General features: G+C 70.5%; 19 protein-coding genes and 2 tRNA genes. 13 read left to right on the top strand and 8 right to left on the bottom strand.

Going from position 1 to position 16520, the window contains the following annotated elements; all coding sequences use genetic code 11:
- Positions 1 to 5 precede the first annotated feature (5 nt).
- Both A8W25_RS16830 and A8W25_RS34010 read left to right on the top strand, forming a co-directional pair.
- Entirely contained in the window at positions 6 to 962 is a 957-nt protein-coding gene (locus A8W25_RS16830; protein ID WP_067162324.1) for an RNA polymerase sigma factor SigF, read from the top strand.
- Between the two features lie 158 nt (positions 963 to 1120).
- On the top strand, positions 1121 to 1417 hold the full coding sequence (locus A8W25_RS34010) for a hypothetical protein (RefSeq protein ID WP_158942577.1): 297 nt from the start codon (positions 1121 to 1123) through the stop codon (positions 1415 to 1417).
- Positions 1418 to 2621: 1204 nt separating this feature from the next.
- Here A8W25_RS34010 and A8W25_RS16825 read toward each other — a convergent pair.
- From A8W25_RS16825 to A8W25_RS16815, 3 genes are all read right to left on the bottom strand, one after another.
- The gene (locus A8W25_RS16825; RefSeq protein ID WP_067162322.1) at positions 2622 to 2954 is read right to left on the bottom strand and encodes a hypothetical protein; all 333 of its coding nucleotides are present in this window, start codon (positions 2952 to 2954) and stop codon (positions 2622 to 2624) included.
- Entirely contained in the window at positions 2948 to 3325 is a 378-nt protein-coding gene (locus tag A8W25_RS16820; protein WP_324616223.1) for an ATP-binding protein, read from the bottom strand. The genes A8W25_RS16825 and A8W25_RS16820 overlap by 7 nt, the downstream gene beginning before the upstream one ends.
- Before the next feature lie 67 nt (positions 3326 to 3392).
- Positions 3393 to 3824, bottom strand: a complete 432-nt coding sequence (locus tag A8W25_RS16815) for an NUDIX hydrolase (RefSeq protein ID WP_067162318.1) — start codon at positions 3822 to 3824, stop codon at positions 3393 to 3395.
- Positions 3825 to 3911: 87 nt separating this feature from the next.
- Between A8W25_RS16815 and A8W25_RS16810 the strand changes: the two genes are divergently transcribed.
- The 10 genes from A8W25_RS16810 to A8W25_RS16765 all read left to right on the top strand — a co-directional run bounded on the left by A8W25_RS16810 (position 3912) and on the right by A8W25_RS16765 (position 10752).
- On the top strand, positions 3912 to 4697 hold the full coding sequence (locus A8W25_RS16810) for a GntR family transcriptional regulator (protein WP_067162316.1): 786 nt from the start codon (positions 3912 to 3914) through the stop codon (positions 4695 to 4697).
- Positions 4698 to 4884: 187 nt separating this feature from the next.
- Positions 4885 to 5244 (top strand): hypothetical protein, encoded by a 360-nt coding sequence (locus tag A8W25_RS16805; protein WP_067162314.1) that lies wholly within the window; start codon positions 4885 to 4887, stop codon positions 5242 to 5244.
- Positions 5244 to 6563 (top strand): FtsK/SpoIIIE domain-containing protein, encoded by a 1320-nt coding sequence (locus A8W25_RS16800; protein ID WP_067162312.1) that lies wholly within the window; start codon positions 5244 to 5246, stop codon positions 6561 to 6563. The genes A8W25_RS16805 and A8W25_RS16800 overlap by 1 nt, the downstream gene beginning before the upstream one ends.
- A 12-nt stretch (positions 6564 to 6575) precedes the next feature.
- A complete protein-coding gene (locus A8W25_RS16795; RefSeq protein ID WP_067162311.1) occupies positions 6576 to 7169 on the top strand; it encodes a DUF2637 domain-containing protein in 594 nt (197 codons plus the stop codon).
- Positions 7170 to 7215: 46 nt separating this feature from the next.
- Complete coding sequence (locus A8W25_RS16790) at positions 7216 to 7407, top strand: mobile element transfer protein (protein ID WP_067162309.1); 192 nt, start codon at positions 7216 to 7218, stop codon at positions 7405 to 7407.
- Positions 7408 to 7428: 21 nt separating this feature from the next.
- Entirely contained in the window at positions 7429 to 7614 is a 186-nt protein-coding gene (locus A8W25_RS16785) for a hypothetical protein (protein ID WP_067162307.1), read from the top strand.
- A 39-nt stretch (positions 7615 to 7653) separates the two neighbouring features.
- Positions 7654 to 7929, top strand: a complete 276-nt coding sequence (locus A8W25_RS16780; protein WP_067164150.1) for a hypothetical protein — start codon at positions 7654 to 7656, stop codon at positions 7927 to 7929.
- Between the two features lie 77 nt (positions 7930 to 8006).
- Positions 8007 to 9326, top strand: a complete 1320-nt coding sequence (locus tag A8W25_RS16775) for a replication initiator (RefSeq protein WP_234386478.1) — start codon at positions 8007 to 8009, stop codon at positions 9324 to 9326.
- A complete protein-coding gene (locus tag A8W25_RS16770) occupies positions 9323 to 9529 on the top strand; it encodes an excisionase family DNA-binding protein (protein WP_067162305.1) in 207 nt (68 codons plus the stop codon). The genes A8W25_RS16775 and A8W25_RS16770 overlap by 4 nt, the downstream gene beginning before the upstream one ends.
- The gene (locus A8W25_RS16765; protein ID WP_199831766.1) at positions 9517 to 10752 is read left to right on the top strand and encodes a site-specific integrase; all 1236 of its coding nucleotides are present in this window, start codon (positions 9517 to 9519) and stop codon (positions 10750 to 10752) included. The genes A8W25_RS16770 and A8W25_RS16765 overlap by 13 nt, the downstream gene beginning before the upstream one ends.
- Positions 10753 to 10842: 90 nt before the next feature.
- Here the strand turns inward: A8W25_RS16765 and A8W25_RS16760 are convergent.
- Both A8W25_RS16760 and A8W25_RS16755 read right to left on the bottom strand, forming a co-directional pair.
- Positions 10843 to 10915 (bottom strand) — tRNA-Arg (locus tag A8W25_RS16760).
- A gap of 364 nt (positions 10916 to 11279) precedes the next feature.
- Positions 11280 to 11373 (bottom strand) — tRNA-Ser (locus A8W25_RS16755).
- A gap of 515 nt (positions 11374 to 11888) precedes the next feature.
- On the opposite strand from A8W25_RS16755, the gene A8W25_RS16750 reads away from it, so the two are divergent.
- Positions 11889 to 12911, top strand: coding sequence for a response regulator (locus A8W25_RS16750; protein ID WP_067162303.1), 1023 nt, complete (start codon positions 11889 to 11891; stop codon positions 12909 to 12911).
- 125 nt (positions 12912 to 13036) lie between these two features.
- Here the strand turns inward: A8W25_RS16750 and A8W25_RS16745 are convergent, their stop codons facing one another.
- The 3 genes from A8W25_RS16745 to A8W25_RS16735 form a co-directional block, all read right to left on the bottom strand.
- Positions 13037 to 14692, bottom strand: a complete 1656-nt coding sequence (locus tag A8W25_RS16745; protein WP_067162302.1) for a long-chain fatty acid--CoA ligase — start codon at positions 14690 to 14692, stop codon at positions 13037 to 13039.
- A gap of 168 nt (positions 14693 to 14860) precedes the next feature.
- The gene (locus tag A8W25_RS16740) at positions 14861 to 15397 is read right to left on the bottom strand and encodes a SigE family RNA polymerase sigma factor (RefSeq protein ID WP_067162300.1); all 537 of its coding nucleotides are present in this window, start codon (positions 15395 to 15397) and stop codon (positions 14861 to 14863) included.
- 124 nt (positions 15398 to 15521) lie between these two features.
- Complete coding sequence (locus A8W25_RS16735) at positions 15522 to 16499, bottom strand: DUF1906 domain-containing protein (RefSeq protein ID WP_067162298.1); 978 nt, start codon at positions 16497 to 16499, stop codon at positions 15522 to 15524.
- Between the last annotated feature and the right edge of the window lie 21 nt (positions 16500 to 16520).

Below are 16520 nucleotides of genomic sequence, written 5' to 3'. Positions count from 1 at the left end.
GTGGCATGTCCGCAGAACAGGGCAGCTCGAAGGTGCAGGTGCTCACGCTCATGAAGAGCGTGCCCGCGCCCGATGTGCGCGAGAGCTCGGAAGCCATCGACATCTGCGCCGTGCCCGGCTCCCCCGAGGCGCTCGGCTCCGTCGGTCCGGCGCCCACCGTCACCGCCCCCAGGCGGGAGACGACGGGCTCCCACGAGCCGCTGGACACCCGCACGCTCTCCCGCTCCCTGTTCCTGCGGCTGGCCGCCCTGGGCAGCGCGGAGAGCCCGGAGCGTACGTACGTACGCGACACCCTGATCGAGCTCAACCTGCCGCTGGTGCGGTACGCGGCGGCGCGGTTCCGCTCCCGCAACGAGCCGATGGAGGACATCGTCCAGGTCGGCACGATCGGCCTGATCAAGGCGATCGACCGCTTCGACTGCGAGCGCGGGGTCGAGTTCCCCACCTTCGCGATGCCGACGGTGGTCGGTGAGATCAAGCGCTTCTTCCGCGACACGTCCTGGTCGGTGCGGGTCCCGCGCCGCCTCCAGGAGCTCCGCCTGGCCCTCACCAAGGCGAGCGACGAGCTGGCCCAGAAGCTCGACCGCTCACCGACGGTGCCGGAGCTGGCGGCGGTCCTGGGCGTCTCGGAAGAGGACGTGGTGGACGGCCTGGCGGTCGGCAACGCGTACACGGCCTCCTCGCTCGACTCGCCCTCCCCCGAGGACGACGGCGGCGAGGGCTCCCTCGCGGACCGCCTCGGCTACGAGGACGCGGCGCTGGAGGGCGTGGAGTACCGCGAGTCCCTCAAGCCGCTCCTGGCCAAACTCCCCCCGCGCGAACGCCAGATCATCATGCTCCGCTTCTTCGCGAACATGACGCAGTCCCAGATCGGCGAGGAGGTCGGCATCTCCCAGATGCACGTCTCCCGCCTCCTGACGAGGACCCTGTCCCAGCTCCGGGAGGGGTTGATCGCGGACTAGGGCCGGCCCCCTCCCCCCCCCAGCTGCGGGCAATCGTGCCGCTGGGGGCGGCACGGGTGGCCGCGGCGGCACCCTTTCAGCGCTGGGTGCGTCCCTCTTCCCCGGCTCAGCCCCGTTCCGGGGTTCACAATTGACGGGGCGTCAGTAACACTGGCGCGATGCGACGTGCTGCGTTGATCGGCGTATCGGCGGCCGCCACGCTCGCCCTGGGCGGCGCGCTGGCCGCGTGCGGCGGAGAGGGCGGCAAGCCCTATGTGGCCGTGGACGCGGCCGGTGCCGGGCCGGAGAGCATCCTGGGCGGCGCGGTGCCGCCCCACGGCAAGGTGGAGCTGGTCCCGCTGGACGGGGCGGGTGGAGCGGGGGATGGCGCCCATCAACCCACACCAGCCCAGGCCCGTCACTCCCCCAACGAACCCCACCACTGCGCCACACCCCAGCCATGTCTTCGACGGTAGCGGGGGCCACTGACAACGGGGGGCCGCGCCGAGGCCGGACAGACCGGCCGGACCTACGAGAAAGGCCCCCCGGATCTCTCCGGGGGGCCTTTCGCCTGTGCACTCGGCAGGATTCGAACCTGCAACCTTCTGATCCGTAGCTCTAGCGGGATCGGTCAGGGGCGGTCATAGCGGTCACGCTATGACCCTAGATGGGCGCTGCCGAACAGGATCGGTTGCTGTGGTTGCTGTACTTCATTGCTGTACCGAAGCTCCCGAGTAGCAGGGCAAGGAAGGCTGCGGTGTCCGTGCACGCACCGACCACCTCAGCACATCGAGGTGACGCGAGGATCACCACGACGATGATCGCAATTAGCCATGGTCGGGGATGCCTGTCAGACAAACCCTGTGAAGTCAGGGACACACTCAATCTTGACCTCCGCATTCAGGGCCCGCCGCATTAGGAATCAACCCATTGCCTGATCTTGCGCGGGCCTTCACATTATCTGGACCCATCGTGCCCTCTACCTTGAGCGAGAGACTGACCATCGAATTGCATCAAGTCAGCCTGCTGGCGAGTAGAGGCACCCTAAGGCCGCACGGATCTTGATCGGATCAACTTTCCCTGGTCAGATCCATGATGGAAGTCGAAAGTAAAGATCTACCGCCGCCACCAAACGAGATCTTTCACGGCTGCATCTAGCACTTTCTAGGCGTTACTAGCCGAGATTTAGAGTCCGCAAGCAGCATTAGTAAGCCTTAGTAGGCCTCAGTTAGGCTTAGTTAGGCTTCAGTCGCCCCCGCTTCGGCACCCGAGGTCGGCCGAAACTCGTCTCTAGCTTGGCGCACCGTCCACGCAGCTCCCGCAGGCAAACGCGCGGTCGGCGGAGCGGCTTTGGGCGGGAGCTGCTTTGGCGCGAGTGATCATGGCCCCGTAAGCTCCGGCGCGTCGGGCAGTCCGTGGACCTGCCCGCTCAAGCACGACGTGGGGCCATGATCTTCGAGGCTCGCGCCAAAGTGGCTGCCTAAAGCCGTGGAGCCGACCGCCCCAGCCACGACGTACCCCTTCTCTGACATCAGGCGGCTGATCGCCATGCGCGCGGCACGGGCGCCGGCCGGGCCAGAGCGGGGCGGAGACAGGAGCGCAGGCCCGGCCGGGGGCCGGGCCGCGCGCGGGGAGCGGAGCGAGCCGCCTTGAACCTGTAGAGAAAGTTGTTACTCAGGCTCAGGCCCACGGCCATACACAGATGCGTCGGCGCTCGCCCGCCGCTATCGGGCTGACCAGCCACACCATGGTCAGGGAACCCTGGACCAGGGTCAGGGTCGTCAACTGCTTCTCGCGGAGCTCTCGTTCCGCCTTCCGGCCGTTCGCCAGGAACGCCCGTGCCGCCCGCAGCGTCTCGCCCTCGAACCCCGGCAGCGCCGTCCGCACCGCGACCCGTATCCAGCGCACCGCCGCCTCCACCGAGTCGACCTCCAGGGCGGCCTGGTTGACGCGCTCCCCCGTGTCCCGGCGCTCGACCGAGAACTCGCACAGGAACCCCGGCCCCCTCACCACGGGAGCTCCGCCGTGACTGTGCGTCCCGCCTCGTCGCCCGTGACCGCCAGGCGGTGCGCGAGTGCCATGACGATGCTCAACCCCCGGCCATGGATGGCCTCTTCCGCCGCCTCAGTGACCTTCGGCCCCTGCGGGGCGCCGCCCGAGTCCGTGACGGCCACAGTCACCCGGCCCTCGGTCACCGTGAGCATGACCCGCAGCGCATCCCCCGCCGTGTGCGTCAGCGCGTTCGTCCCCAGCTCGCTCACGACCAGAACCACGTCGTCGACCCGGGGGTGCGCCCGTAAGACATCCCGGGTCCAGCGCCGGGCGCGGGCAACTTCTTCCGGGGAACCTGGGCAGATCAGTCCCCAGACTCCTGCTCTACTCATATACTCGTCCATACAAGTGACTCCGTGCTGGTAGGCGGCCTGCGGCCGTGGTTTCACGGGGCTCGTGCTAGATGAGTCGAACGCCGTCGTGTGCGCGGACGGCCGGCGGGGACATGCGATCCAGTGCGTCCAGGACGCGGATCGCGTACGCCTCGTCGGCGAGCTCGACCACTTCCTCGCGGGTGACCCAACGCAGTGCGCGGGTCTCGTCGCCGACCGTGGGAGCGCCGTCGATGGCTTCGCAGCGGAAGACCAAAGAGACGATCAGGCCGGTCATGTTCTTGTACACGCCGGTCAACATCGCCGGGAGGGCGATCTTGATGCCGGTTTCCTCCAGGACTTCACGCTGCAACGCTTCGGGAAGGGATTCCTCGCGTTCGACCACGCCGCCGGGCGGCTCCCACTTACCGTTGTCGCGCCGCTTGATCACGAGCGCGCGGCCCGCGTCGTCGACGATGACGCCAGCGACGCTGACGGAGTGCGGGCGATCGGTGCTCACGTTCCTCGGCCCTCCCGGGTCTGGCTAGGCTCTCCACCATAGCGATCCGGGTCACCTGCTCGTCTAGATATCCAAAGGAGTACGTACATGGCTCTCTCGTCCGGTCTTCTGGGCGTGCTGGACCCGACCAGTGACCGCGCTGTGTTCCGCCAGATCGCCGACCACCTGCGCGAATCCATCGACAAGGGCCGTTTCCGCGAGGGCGACAAGCTGCCCTCGGAGACGGAACTTGTCGACCACTACGGCGTCTCCCGCATGACCGTTCGCAACGCCCTCTCGATCCTCCAGGGCGAAGGACTCGCGGTCTCCGAACACGGCAAGGGCGTCTTCGTACGACCCCGGCCGCCCGTGCGCCGTCTCGCCTCCGACCGGTTCGCCCGCCGCCACCGCGATCAGGGCAAGTCCGCCTTCACGGTGGAGGCCGAAGCCGCGGGCGTCCACTCCGAAGTCGACGGCCTGGAGGTGAAGGAGGAGAAGCCCTCCCAGGACGTCGCCGCCCGTCTCGGCTCTCCGCGCAAGGTCCTCGCCCGCCGTCGCCGCTATCTGATCGATGGCCGCCCGGTCGAGTTCGCGACCTCGTACCTCCCCCTCGACATCGCGCGCGGCACGCAGATCGCCGAGCCCAACCCCGGGCCCGGCGGCATCTACGCCCGCCTGGAGGAGAAGGGCCACCGCCTGGACCACTTCGACGAGGAGATCCGCGCCCGCATGCCCTCCCCGCACGAGGTGCGCACGCTTCATCTCGCCTCCGGCGTGCCCGTGATCCATCTGATCCGTACCGCGTACGACACCGAGGGCCGCGCCGTCGAGGTCTGCGACACCGTCATGGCAGCCGATGCCTTCGTCCTCGCCTACCAACTCCCCGCCACCTGAGAGCACTTGAGTCTGATCGGTCGCGGGTTTCAGCCAACCCGTCGGCTTTCGGACTCGTCTAGCTCCACACCCCAACTCGTATAGACGAGTAGCTGAGAAGCGTGGCAAGGTGGTTCTCGTTCCCGCCCGTTCGGGTTCACAGCGTGACACTCATCTAGACAACTAGACGTTGTGAAGGAGAACCACCTTGCGTTCCATCCGTGTTGAGACGACCGGCGCCACGATCCTCCTGACCGAGGCGCCCACCCCGAAGGTGAAGGACCGCCAGTCCGGCGAAGTGGCCACGGACGCGACGACCGGCGAGACGCTGATGCGCTTGGGCGTCGTCTACATCGAGTCCGGGGAATCGTCCCTGCTCCAGGTCTCGGTACCGGAGAGCGGCATCACCGACGGCCTCGCCCTCGGCTCGCCCGTCACCCTCCTCGGGCTCATTGCCCGCCCGTGGGAAAGCGTCTTCAACGGGCAGCAGCGGCACGGCATCGCCTTCCGGGCCGAAGCCGTCGCCCCGGCCGCCCTCTCCATCCCGACCGCTCAGGACGCGGCCTGATGACCGGCTGGACTCCGCTGATCGAGATAGGCGGGCCGCTCGCCGCCACCACCGGAACGGCCGCCTACCTCCGGGCCAAGCACCAGCCCGCCTACTGGGCGGCGTTCGGGCTCCCGGCCGCGTCGGCTCGCCTGATCGGCTCGTACGGGTCCGTCATGGACTCCTGCGGCCTGACCGTTCCGCCCTCCCGCTGGCGCGCCTTCGCCGTCCAGGCGGCCACGCGTCGCGAAGTGCGGCCCGTGCCTCCCCGCCGGGGCCTGATCCGCCCGACCGCCACCGGGCTACGCATACGGCTGCGCCTGGCGCCCGGCCAGGAACCCGCCGACATAGCCGCGTCCGCCGAACGGCTGCGGCACGCCTGGGGAGTCCACGGGGTGTACGTCTCCGTGGTCAAGCCCGGAACGGTGGAGCTGCGGGTGGTCGGCTACGACGTACTGCGCACTGTCCGCATGCCCCGCCGCCTGCCGGTCGGCCACCTGAGCGTGCCGGTCGCCCTGCGCGAGGACGGTACGCCGTACGTACGGGACTACCGCGCCGTCCCCCATCAGCTAACCCTCGGCGCGACCCTCTCCGGCAAATCCATGTTCCTGCGGCACCTGGTCGCCGGACTCGCGCCGCAGGACGTCGCCCTCGTGGGGATCGACTGCAAGCGGGGCGTCGAGCTCTCGCCCTTCGCCCCACGCCTGTCCGCCCTCGCCACCGACCCCGACCAGGCGGCCGAGCTGCTGCCCGCCCTGGTCGCTGAGATGGAGGACCGCTACGACCTGATCAAGAGCCGCCAGGGGCTGAAGCCGGACACCCCGGACGAGGAGATCACCTCCGACCTCTGGGGTCTGCTGGAAAACGAACGGCCCGTGCCCATCGTGCTGTTTGTGGACGAGGTGGCAGAGCTGTTCCTCACCGCGACGCGGAAGGACGAGGAGCGGCGAGACGAGATGGTCACCCTGCTCGTCCGGCTCGCTCAGCTCGGCCGCGCCGCCGGGATGTACCTGGAGGTCTGCGGCCAGCGTTTCGGCGCCGAGCTCGGCAAGGGCGCGACCATGCTCCGTGCCCAGCTCAGCGGCCGTGTCTGCCACCGCGTGAACGACGAAGCGTCCGCCAAGATGGCCCTCGGCGACATCGCCCCGGAAGCGGTCGGCGCCGCCTGTCTCATCCCGGCCGAACGCCCCGGCCTGGCCGTCGCCGGTGACACCTCGGGCGGCTGGTCCCGCATCCGTACGCCGTACCTCTCGCTGGCCGACGCGGCGGCAGTCTGTCGCGACCACGCCCACCGGGCTCCCGCCCTGGCCCGGCTGAAGCCGTTCGCATCGACGACGTGAGGGGTAGGCCCCGTGCGCCCTCGCCGCTCCGCCCGCGTCGACCCCGTACTCGTCCAAGCGGTGATCGCTGCCGCTCTCTCCTTCGCCCACCTCCACGATCTCGCCTCGGCCGCCGGGCAGGACGGCTGGAAAGCCTGGGCCTATCCGGTCTCCGTGGACCTGCTGCTCGTCGCCGCCTGGCGTCGGCTCCGGTCCGGGCGGGACAGGGGAGCGGCCTGGGGCTGGTTCCTCGTGGCACTCACCGCCTCGCTGGGCGCCAACATCGCCACGGCCGGGCTGCTCGATCTCCAGCACGTGCCCGCCTGGCTCCGCATCCTCGTGGCGGGTTGGCCGGCGGTCGCGTTCCTCGGCGGCACGCTCCTCGCCCACACGCCGGAGGCAGCAACAGAACCCGGCGTACAGCCCGACTCGCCACTCCAGGAACCAGCGTCGACCCCGGAGATCGCCCCCACGGCTCCCCGCGTCCCGCCCGCACTCGTGGCCCACGCCCGCAAGCTCGCCGACGACCACCGCGCCCGTACCGGCGCACCCATCGACAACGAGACCCTGCGCACCCGGCTCGGCGTACCCGCGCCCCTCGCGGACGCGATCGCCGCCCACCTCTGAGAACGGCCTCACCGCACGCCCCGCCTCACACGACAGGGAGACAGCCGTGTCCATGCTCCGCCGCTTCCGCGATGTCGTCCGCATCGGCCCCGTCCAGGTCGGCACCGCCCACGACCGCCGGGGCCGCGAGAAGCACACAGCCGTTTGCACCGCCCCGCGCTGCGGCTTCTCGCACGACTACGACACCCGCGCCGCCGCCGAACTGGCGGCCCGCACACACCGTTGCCCCGTGCGCTGAACACCACCGAGGAGTAGCCCTGTGACCGTCAGCATGCCCCTGATCTTCGTGCTCGGACTGCTCGTCTGGTTCGCGATCAAGTTCCTCGGCGTCCGCGTCTGGATCGCCGTCGTGATCGCCCTGTTCGGCTTCTGGCTCTCCCGCACCGTCATGGCCGAGCCGATCGAGTCCGGAACGCGCACGGGCGTCGACATCGTCAATCGATAACCCAACTCATCTAGACGTCTAGCTAGGAGGGACTTGATCGTGTTCCGCCCCAAGTACCCCGCCGCACCTCCGCTCCCTGTCACGCGGGCCGCCGACTCGCCCGCGCCCGGCTGCGCCTGCCACACCACCCCGCACTCGGCCCCGTCACCGCTTCCGGCGGTCCGCCAGTTCAGCGGAGGTACGGGCCTGGTCGTCGCCCTGGTCGTCGGCGGTGTGGTGCTCACCGCACTCTTGGCCGCCGTCGCCGTCGCGGCCGTCTCGGTGGCCATCGCCGCCGTGGTCCTGCGCTCCCTGCTCAAGCCGCCCCGCCACTGACCCCGGGGCGGGGCCGACCACCACCAGGCCCCGCCCCGCTCACCCGAAGGAGCACGCCCATCAACCCCCGTACGGCTGTGACACCGCCCCCGATAGTCCAGATCAGTTCGCTCGCCGCCCTCGGCAACCTGCCCGCCCTCGCCCGCCAACTCAACGGCCTCGGCGGCTGCGCCCAGCCCATCCGGCTCGACGGCCACCGCACTACGCACCACCTGGACACGACGACCGGCGAGATCGGCGGCGTCCTCCACCACCTCAACTCCCGCGACCTGCCCGCCGGTCACCTCATGGTCCGCTGCAACAACCGGCGTACAACCCGCTGCCCCGCCTGCGCCGAGACGTACCGCCGCGACACGTACCACCTGATCAGCTCCGGCCTGCGGGGCGGCAAGGGCGTACCGGAGGAAGTCGCAGACCACCCGCGCGTGTTCGCCACCTTCACGGCCCCGTCCTTCGGCCCGGTCCACAACCGGCCGGGAGAGCGCCCCTGCCGCTGCGGCGTTCGGCACGACCAGGACGACGCCTTACTCGGCTCACCCATCGACCCCACCACCTACGACTACGAAGCCGCCGTCCTGTGGAACGCCCATGCCGGGCCGCTGTGGCGCCGCTTCACGATCCACCTGCGCCGCGAGATCGCCAAGCGCGCGGGACTCACCCAACGAGAGTTCCGCGACCACGCCCGCGTGTCCTTCGCCAAGGTCGCCGAGTACCAGAAGCGCGGCGCCGTCCACTTCCACGCCGTCATCCGCCTCGACGGCCCGTCCGGCGGCAGCACCCCGCCCCCTGCCTGGGCGACGGCCGAACTCCTCGCCGACGCGATCCAGACCGCCGCCACCGGGGCCCGCGCCGCCGGGCCAGTCGTCGACGGCCGCCCCCACACCTTCGCCTTCGGCCGCCAGCTCGACGTCCGCACCATTCGCAGCCGGCACTTTGAGGGCGGCCAAAATCTGACCGACCGCGCCGTGGCCGCGTACATCGCCAAGTACGCGACCAAGGGCGCCGAAGCCGCGACCGGCACCCTTGACCGCCCCCTCCGCTTCATCGCCGAACTCGCCGGACTCGACCTCACGGACCACGCCCGCCGCCTGATCCGCACGGCCTGGTGGCTCGGTGCCCGCAAAGACCTGGCAGACCTCCGGCTACGGGCCTGGGCCCACATGCTCGGCTTCCGCGGCCACTTCTCCACCAAGTCCCGCCAGTACTCCACGACGCTCGGCGCCCTCCGCGAAGCCCGCGCCGACTGGCGCCGGGACCAAGCCGCGCCCCCGGCGGCCCCGCAGGGATCCACGCTCGTCCTCGCGCACTGGGCCTACGCCGGTGTCGGCCTGCCCCCGGGCGCGGAATGGCTTGCCGCCTCACTCACACCAGGCAGCACGAAAGGAGCCGCTGCATGAACACCGTGATCCGACCGAAGTGGCACACGACGGCGGAGGTCGCCGCCATGCTCGGCTTCGGCCTCTCCAAGACCAAGATGCTGATCCTGACGGGGGAGATCCGCTCCGTGAAGGTCGGCCGCAACCGGCGCATCCTGCCCGCCTGGGTGGATGAGTACGTCGCGAACGTCGCCGCCGAAGCAGAGGCCCGGTGGTCGGCGTGAGCGGCAAGCGCGCCAATGGCGAAGGCTCGATCTACCCGTACAAGAACGGCTTCGCCGCGTACGTCTGGGTGGACACTCCGGACGGCAAGCGCAAGCGGAAGTACGTCTACGGCAAGACCCGGGACGAGGTGCACGACAAGTGGCTCGCGCTCCACATGGAGGCGAAGAAGGGGCCCGTGGCCACCCGCCACCGCACGCTGTCCGTCTTCCTGGCCTACTGGCTGGACTCGATCGTGAAGCCGAACCTCGCCCCGCTCACCTACGTCTCGTACGAGGGATACGTCCGGCTCTACATCGGCCCGCACCTGGGTGCGAAGCGGCTGGACAAACTGACGGTCCGGGACGTGCGGGAGTGGCTGACCAAGCTCTCGACCATCTGCCAGTGCTGCGCCCAGAAGAAGGACGCCAAGCGAGAGCCGAGTCGGCGGAAGTGCTGCGCGGCCGGGGAGTGCTGCGAGTCGTACCCGTCCCGCCGCGTCGTCCAGGGCGCCCGTGACGCCTTACGCGCCGCCCTCACGCACGCCGTGACCGAGGAGGAGATCGGGAAGAACGTCGCTTCGCTGGTGAAGGTCCCCAAGCCACGTCGGCGCCGGATCAAGCCGTGGTCCGTCGCCGAAGCAGGCCAGTTCCTCGCGGACGGGGCCGCTCGGGACGATCACCTCTTCGCGGCCTGGATGCTCGTGCTGTGCCTGGGGCTGCGCCGTGGGGAGGTCCTGGGGCTTACCTGGAAGTCCGTCGACTTCGAGGCGGGGGAGCTGTACGTCGACCACCAGATCCAGCGGGCCGGGCGGCAGATCCTGCACCGCGAGACCAAGACCGAGGAGTCGGACGACTTCCTACCGCTGCCCGCCGTCTGCCTCAAGGCGCTGCGGATGCGCCGCGCTCAGCAGGCCGGGGACCGGAAAGCGGTCGGCGAGCTGTGGCAGGACAGCCACGGGCTCGTCTTCACCACGAAGTACGGCACCCCGATCGAGCCGGGAAACCTGACCCGGATGTTCGCCCTGCGGGCCCGTCGCGCCGGAGTGCGCGTGATCCCGCTCCGGAACACTCGCCACACGTGCAGTTCGCTCCTGGTGGCTCTGAAGGTCCATCCGAAGGTCGCGCAGCGCATCCTTCGGCATTCGCAGATCGCGATGACGATGGAGGTCTACGCCGAAGCGAGCGAGGAAGCGGTGCGCGCTGCTATCGGCAAGCTGTCCGACGCGATGGGCGGCACCGGCTGACGTCTCCCGCCGACCCGTTGCGGTACTTCGCTGCTGTACACCCAGGAAACGCCAGAGGCCCCGGATTTCTCCGGGGCCTCTGGCCTGCTGTGCACTCGGCAGGATTCGAACCTGCAACCTTCTGATCCGTAGTCAGATGCTCTATCCGTTAAGCTACGAGTGCTTGTTGCGTTGCTTCCCGGTTTTTTTCTTCCCGGTCGGCGTTGCGGGAACAACATTACATGACCTGCGCCGTCACGCGAAATCCATTGGCCATACCCCTCCTGACCTGCGAAAACGCCTCTGCGCGGGCGAAGGCGGGGGAGGGCGTCCGGTGGGGGCGATGTGCCCGTAACAGGGGAAATGTGACCGGGGTCACCGGATCTGCGGCAGGGAGTCGGCCTACGAGAGCCGCGCGAGGCGGACCAGTCCGGGGAGCGCCCTGGGGAGTCCTCCCGAACCGGTCCGGGAACGGCCTCCGACCCGCGAGGGAACCCGCCCGGGAACGGCCGAAGCCCCGGCCGTGGGGCCGGGGCTTCGGGTTCAGCTGGCGGAGGCGGAGGGATTTGAACCCTCGATGGGCTTTAAGACCCAAACCGCATTAGCAGTGCGGCGCCATAGACCGGACTAGGCGACGCCTCCAGCACACCCTCTCGCCTGCGCGAGTGGTGCGTGCAGATGATGACACAGCCTTGCTCCGCGTCACCAATCGCACCCCACGGTACTAGGCAGGTGGGCGCCAGAGCAAAGCGTTAGGCGACCCACGATTTCCGGCCGTCGGGCCCCGGATCGGGGAGGGGTCGGGAGGGGGCTTCGGGACGGGCGCCGAGGCCCTGGCGGAGTGCGTGCGCGGGGCCCTGGCGGAGTGCGTGCGCGGGGCCGTGGCGGAGTCCGTGCGCGAGCCGTGCCGAGGTCCGTGCGCAACGCCCGGCCCCCCGGCGCGTTAGGCAGGGCGAATCCGTTCACCCCGGTGGGGCCGGACCCACCCCGTCCACCCCGTGGAGCCCGCATGCTGCGTCGCCTCGTCGTCACCGCGCTCGCCACCACCGCGACGGCCGCACTCGCCGCCGCGCCCCCGGCCTTAGCGGCCGCCCCCCTGCCTGCCCGCCGAGGCGGCCCCCACGTCCGACGACGACTCCCAGGGCCGTGCCATCAGCGTGCGCACCCTCGGCCAGGGCGTGCCCTTCACCCAGCAGACGTCCGGCTCCTCCGGCTCGGGGCGGCGCCGCAAGCTCGGTACGCCGTCCGAGGGCGAGCGCCCGGCCGGGAGTGCCGAGGCCGAGCGCCCCGGCCCGTCCCCCACCTCGCTGATGTCGCCCCCCTCGGAGGGGCAGGGGCGCGCGTACGCCATAGGGGCACCGGACGAGGGCGCCGAGGGCCCTGAGCCGCTGGACGGGCCCGGGGGCGCCGTGGAGGTCGCCAACCGGCCGCACCCGCGGCCCGTGGACGACGAGCTGCCGCCCGAGCCGCTCGACAACCCGCGCCGGCTGCTCGTCTGGCCCGCCCCCGACGTCTCCACCCAGCAGGCGCTCAGCGACCGTGGCTACCGGCCCGTGGTGGTGCACTCGCGCGAGGAGGTGGACGCCCAGATCGCGGCGTTCCCCGCCGCGCTCTTCGTCGACCCGCTGACCGGGCCGATCACCCGTACCGCGCTCCAGTCGCTGCGCCAGGCGGCCGTCGCCGCCGAGGTCCCGGTGCTGGTCACGGCCGGGCTCGGACAGGCGACGCGCGAGGCGGCGTACGGCGCCGACCCCGCCGTACTCCTCAAGGCCCTCGCCCCCCGCGACAGCGAGCAGCACCCGCCCCGGGTCCTGCTGATCGAGGAGCACGAGGAGATCGCCCTCGCCCTGACGGCCACTCTGGAGCGGCGCGGTATGCAGGTCGCCCGCGCCGCCACCGACACCGAGGCCGTGACGCTGGCGGGCCAGATGCGGCCGAACCTGGTCGTGATGGATCTGATGCAGGTACGCCGCCGTCGCGCCGGGATCGTCGACTGGCTGCGCGCGAACGGGCAGTTGAACCACACCCCGCTCGTCGTCTACACCTCGGCGGGCCTCAACCAGCCGGAGCTCCCGAAGCTGTCGGCGGGGGAGACGGTGCTGTTCCTGGCCGAGCGCTCGACGAGCGCCGAGGTCCAGGGCCGGATCGTCGACCTGCTCGCGAAGATCGGCACGAACTAGGGCCTGTTGAACGGCGAAAGGGGGCCGGGTGTTTCACGTGAAACACCCGGCCCCCGTCTCACCGGCTCGCTCGCGGGGCATGTTTCACGTGAAACATGCCCCGCCCCGACTCACCGGGCCGCTCGTCAGCGCAGCTCCGTGACGTCCAGCTCGCCGTCCGCGTACTGCTTGCGGATCACCTTCTTGTCGAACTTCCCCACGCTCGTCTTCGGCACCGACTCGACGATCGTCCACCGCTCCGGCAGCTGCCACTTCGCGACCGACCGGGCGAGGAACTCCTTCAGGGCCGTGTAGTCGGCGCTCGCTCCCGGCTTCAGGACGACCGTGGCGAGCGGGCGCTCGCCCCACTTCTCGTCGGGGACCGCGACGACCGCGGCCTCGGCGACCTCAGGATGGGCCATCAGGGCGTTCTCCAGGTCGACCGAGGAGATCCACTCCCCGCCCGACTTGATGACGTCCTTGGCGCGGTCGGTGAGCGTCAGGAAGCCGTCGGGGCTGATCACACCGACGTCACCGGTCTTCAGCCAGCCGTCCTCGCTGAACTTGTCGGCCGGGCGGAAGTCCTCGCCGCCCGCACCGCCGTAGTAGGCGCCCGCGATCCAGGCGCCCCGGACCTCCAGTTCGCCCGCAGACTCGTTGTCCCAGGGCAGGAGTTCCCCGCCGGGGCCGATCAGCCGCGCCTCGACGCCCGCCGGGAAGCGGCCCTGGGTGACCCGGTACGGCCACTCCTCCTCGGCCGAGAGCCCGGCCGGCGGGTTGGCCATGGTGCCCAGCGGCGACGTCTCCGTCATGCCCCACGCGTGGCAGAGCCGCACGCCCAGCTTGTCGTACGCCTCCATCAGCGAGGGCGGACAGGCCGCGCCGCCGATGGTGACCTTCGCCATCGAGGAGATGTCGCGGGGGCGCGCGGTGACCTCGGCGAGCAGTCCCTGCCAGATGGTCGGCACGGCGGCGGCGTGCGTGGGCTTCTCGCTCGCGATCATCTCGGCGAGCGGCGCGGGCTGCAGGAAGCGGTCCGGCATCAGCATGTTGACGCCGGTCATGAAGGTCGCGTGCGGGAGCCCCCAGGCGTTCACATGGAACTGCGGCACCACGACCAGGGTGGTGTCCTTGTCCGTGAGCGCCATCGACTCGGCCATGTTGACCTGCATCGAGTGCAGATAGACCGACCGGTGCGAGTAGACGACGCCCTTGGGGTCGCCCGTGGTGCCGGAGGTGTAGCACATGGCGGCGGCGGTGCGCTCGTCCAGCTGCGGCCACGCGTACACGGTCGGGCAGCCCGCGAGCAGCTCCTCGTACTCGTGCACCTGCGGCCCCGCGCCGTCGATGTCGTCCAGCAGCGAACGGTCGCCGGGCCCGGAGACCACGACGTGCTCGATGGTCGGCAGATGCGGCAGCAGGGGGGCCAGCAGCGGCAGCAACGAACCGTTGACGATCACTACACGGTCGGCCGCGTGGTTGACGATCCAGATCAGCTGCTCGGCCGGGAGCCGCAGGTTCAGCGTGTGCAGCACCGCACCCATGGAGGGGATCGCGAGGTACGCCTCGACGTGCTCGGCGTTGTTCCACATCAGCGTCGCGGTCGCCTGGCCGTCCTCGACGCCGAGCTCACGCAGGGCGTGTGCCAGCTGTGCGGCCCGGCCCCCGATCTCGGCGAAGCTGCGGCGCCGTGGCTCCGCCTCACCGGTCCAGGTCGTGACCTGCGACTTGCCGTGGATCGTGGACCCGTGGGTCAGGATCCGCGAGATCAGCAGCGGTACGTCCTGCATGGTGCTCAGCACGGCGGCCTCCCGGGGGGCGCTACGGTGCGCCACGTGGCGATAGGGGTGTGCCGATTCTGCTCACGTACCGCGCGGTATGTCACTACCCGGAGGTAATGAATCACCCACGAGACCAAGGTCACGTGGTGCGCGGGCCCCTGCGCCCGGTATCAGCCGCCCGGATTCCGGTCAGCGGACGGGGGCGAGCTCCGGGTCCTCGCGGAGCTTGCCGAGCGCCCGGGAGACCGCGCTCTTCACCGTGCCGACGGAGACGCCCAGCACCTCGGCGGTCTGCGCCTCGCTGAGGTCCTCGTAGTACCGCAGCACGACCATCGCCCGCTGGCGGTCGGGCAGCTTCATCACGGCGCGCCACATCGCGTCGTGCAGGACCTGCTGGTCGGCCGGGTCCGGCTCCGGCACCGTCTCCGGCTCGGGCAGCTCGTCGCAGGCGAACTCGTCCACCTTGCGCTTGCGCCACTGCGAGGTCCGGGTGTTGAGGAGCGCACGGCGCACATAGCCGTCGAGGGCGCGGTGGTCCTCGATCCGGTCCCAGGCGACGTACGTCTTGGTGAGGGCCGTCTGCAGCAGGTCCTCGGCGTCGCTCGGGTTCGCGGTCAGCGAGCGTGCGGTGCGCAGCAGCACGGGCCCTCGGGCCCTCATGTACGAGGCGAACGACGGGTATGGCGTCGCCGCCCGGGAGGCGCTGGTGCAGACAGGCGTGGTCATACCTCCACGCTAGGAGCGCCCGCTACGCAACGGATCGGCCCCAGGTCGCGAAGCGGGGTCCCTCTCAGGTTGTACGGGTAGGGGTGGCTGCACCTCCTGAAGGTGGAGGACGCCCCGGAGCTCGTCAGGGTCGGAACCGCGCGACCGGGGCGTCCACCGTGTTCCGGTCCACCACGAGCCGGCGCCCGCCGTGCGTCTCGGTCACGTTCCCCGCGTACTGGTGGATACGCCGGTGCGGCCGCCAGGCGTCCGTGTGCAGGCTCGGCTCCCCGTACAGGGACGACCCCGAGCCCCACCGCGCGAACCACATCACCGACGGCAGATCGGACTGCCCGGCCCGTCTGGCCTGCTCCATGTGCCGCACACCGGAGGCGGCGCTGCTGTAGAACCCCGGCAGAAAGCCCTGGCCGCGCACCTCTCGGTTCCAGGCCCGGACGAACGCCAGCGTCGTCCGGGCGCACCCCGCGTTGCCCGCGTCGTACGCCTCCATGTCCAGATAGAGCGCGCTGCCCTGACGGATGCCCAGCCTCCCGGCCGCCTCGGCCGCCTGCCTCCCCTCCGTCCGGCCCTGGGTCGCCGAGTTACTGCCCATCCGCACCTTCCGCTTCGCCTCCGACCGCACACACGGCGACTGCGAGCCGACGAAGATCGGCAGCACCCGCCAGCCCATCCCGTCCACGCTCGCCAGCCAGCTCCGGCTGAGGTGGAGCTGGTTCGGGCAGCCGCGCCCGCGCCCCGCGAAGTAGACGCCGACCCCTCGGTACGACGAGGACCGCCAGGCCTTCATCGTCGCCAGCGGCGGTGCCTGGCAGGTGTCGAACGCCGCCCCCTTGAAGTGCACCGCACGGGCCAGCACCGCCGGACTGTCCACCGCGTCCGCCGGAGCGGCGGCCGCTTCGGCGTCCGGCACGGCGCCAGCGTCGGCGTCCGACGCGGATGGCGAGGCGGCTTCCGGCGCCGCGGCGACAGTCGGGACATCGGGCGCCGGTGCGGCCGACGCGGGTGGGCTCAGCGTGAGCAGAGCGGCGAGCGTGGTGGCCACGGCGAGCGGTGGCGTGACGATGCCCAGGTACCAGGGCCGGATCGATGTAAGGCTGCGCATAAGGCGAGTGAAAGGCCGTCA

The organism is Streptomyces sp. ERV7 (genome assembly GCF_001653515.1).
GTDB lineage: Bacteria > Actinomycetota > Actinomycetes > Streptomycetales > Streptomycetaceae > Streptomyces.
This window is presented reverse-complemented; position numbering and strand designations above follow the sequence as displayed.

Coding starts and splice junctions, on each gene's coding strand:
- A8W25_RS16830 (WP_067162324.1), top strand. CDS start 6: ATGTCCGCAGAACAGGGCAGCTCGAAGGTGCAGGTGCTCACGCTCATG.
- A8W25_RS34010 (WP_158942577.1), top strand. CDS start 1,121: ATGCGACGTGCTGCGTTGATCGGCGTATCGGCGGCCGCCACGCTCGCC.
- A8W25_RS16820 (WP_324616223.1), bottom strand. CDS start 3,325: ATGAGTAGAGCAGGAGTCTGGGGACTGATCTGCCCAGGTTCCCCGGAA.
- A8W25_RS16810 (WP_067162316.1), top strand. CDS start 3,912: ATGGCTCTCTCGTCCGGTCTTCTGGGCGTGCTGGACCCGACCAGTGAC.
- A8W25_RS16800 (WP_067162312.1), top strand. CDS start 5,244: ATGACCGGCTGGACTCCGCTGATCGAGATAGGCGGGCCGCTCGCCGCC.
- A8W25_RS16770 (WP_067162305.1), top strand. CDS start 9,323: ATGAACACCGTGATCCGACCGAAGTGGCACACGACGGCGGAGGTCGCC.
- A8W25_RS16740 (WP_067162300.1), bottom strand. CDS start 15,397: ATGACCACGCCTGTCTGCACCAGCGCCTCCCGGGCGGCGACGCCATAC.
- A8W25_RS16735 (WP_067162298.1), bottom strand. CDS start 16,499: ATGCGCAGCCTTACATCGATCCGGCCCTGGTACCTGGGCATCGTCACG.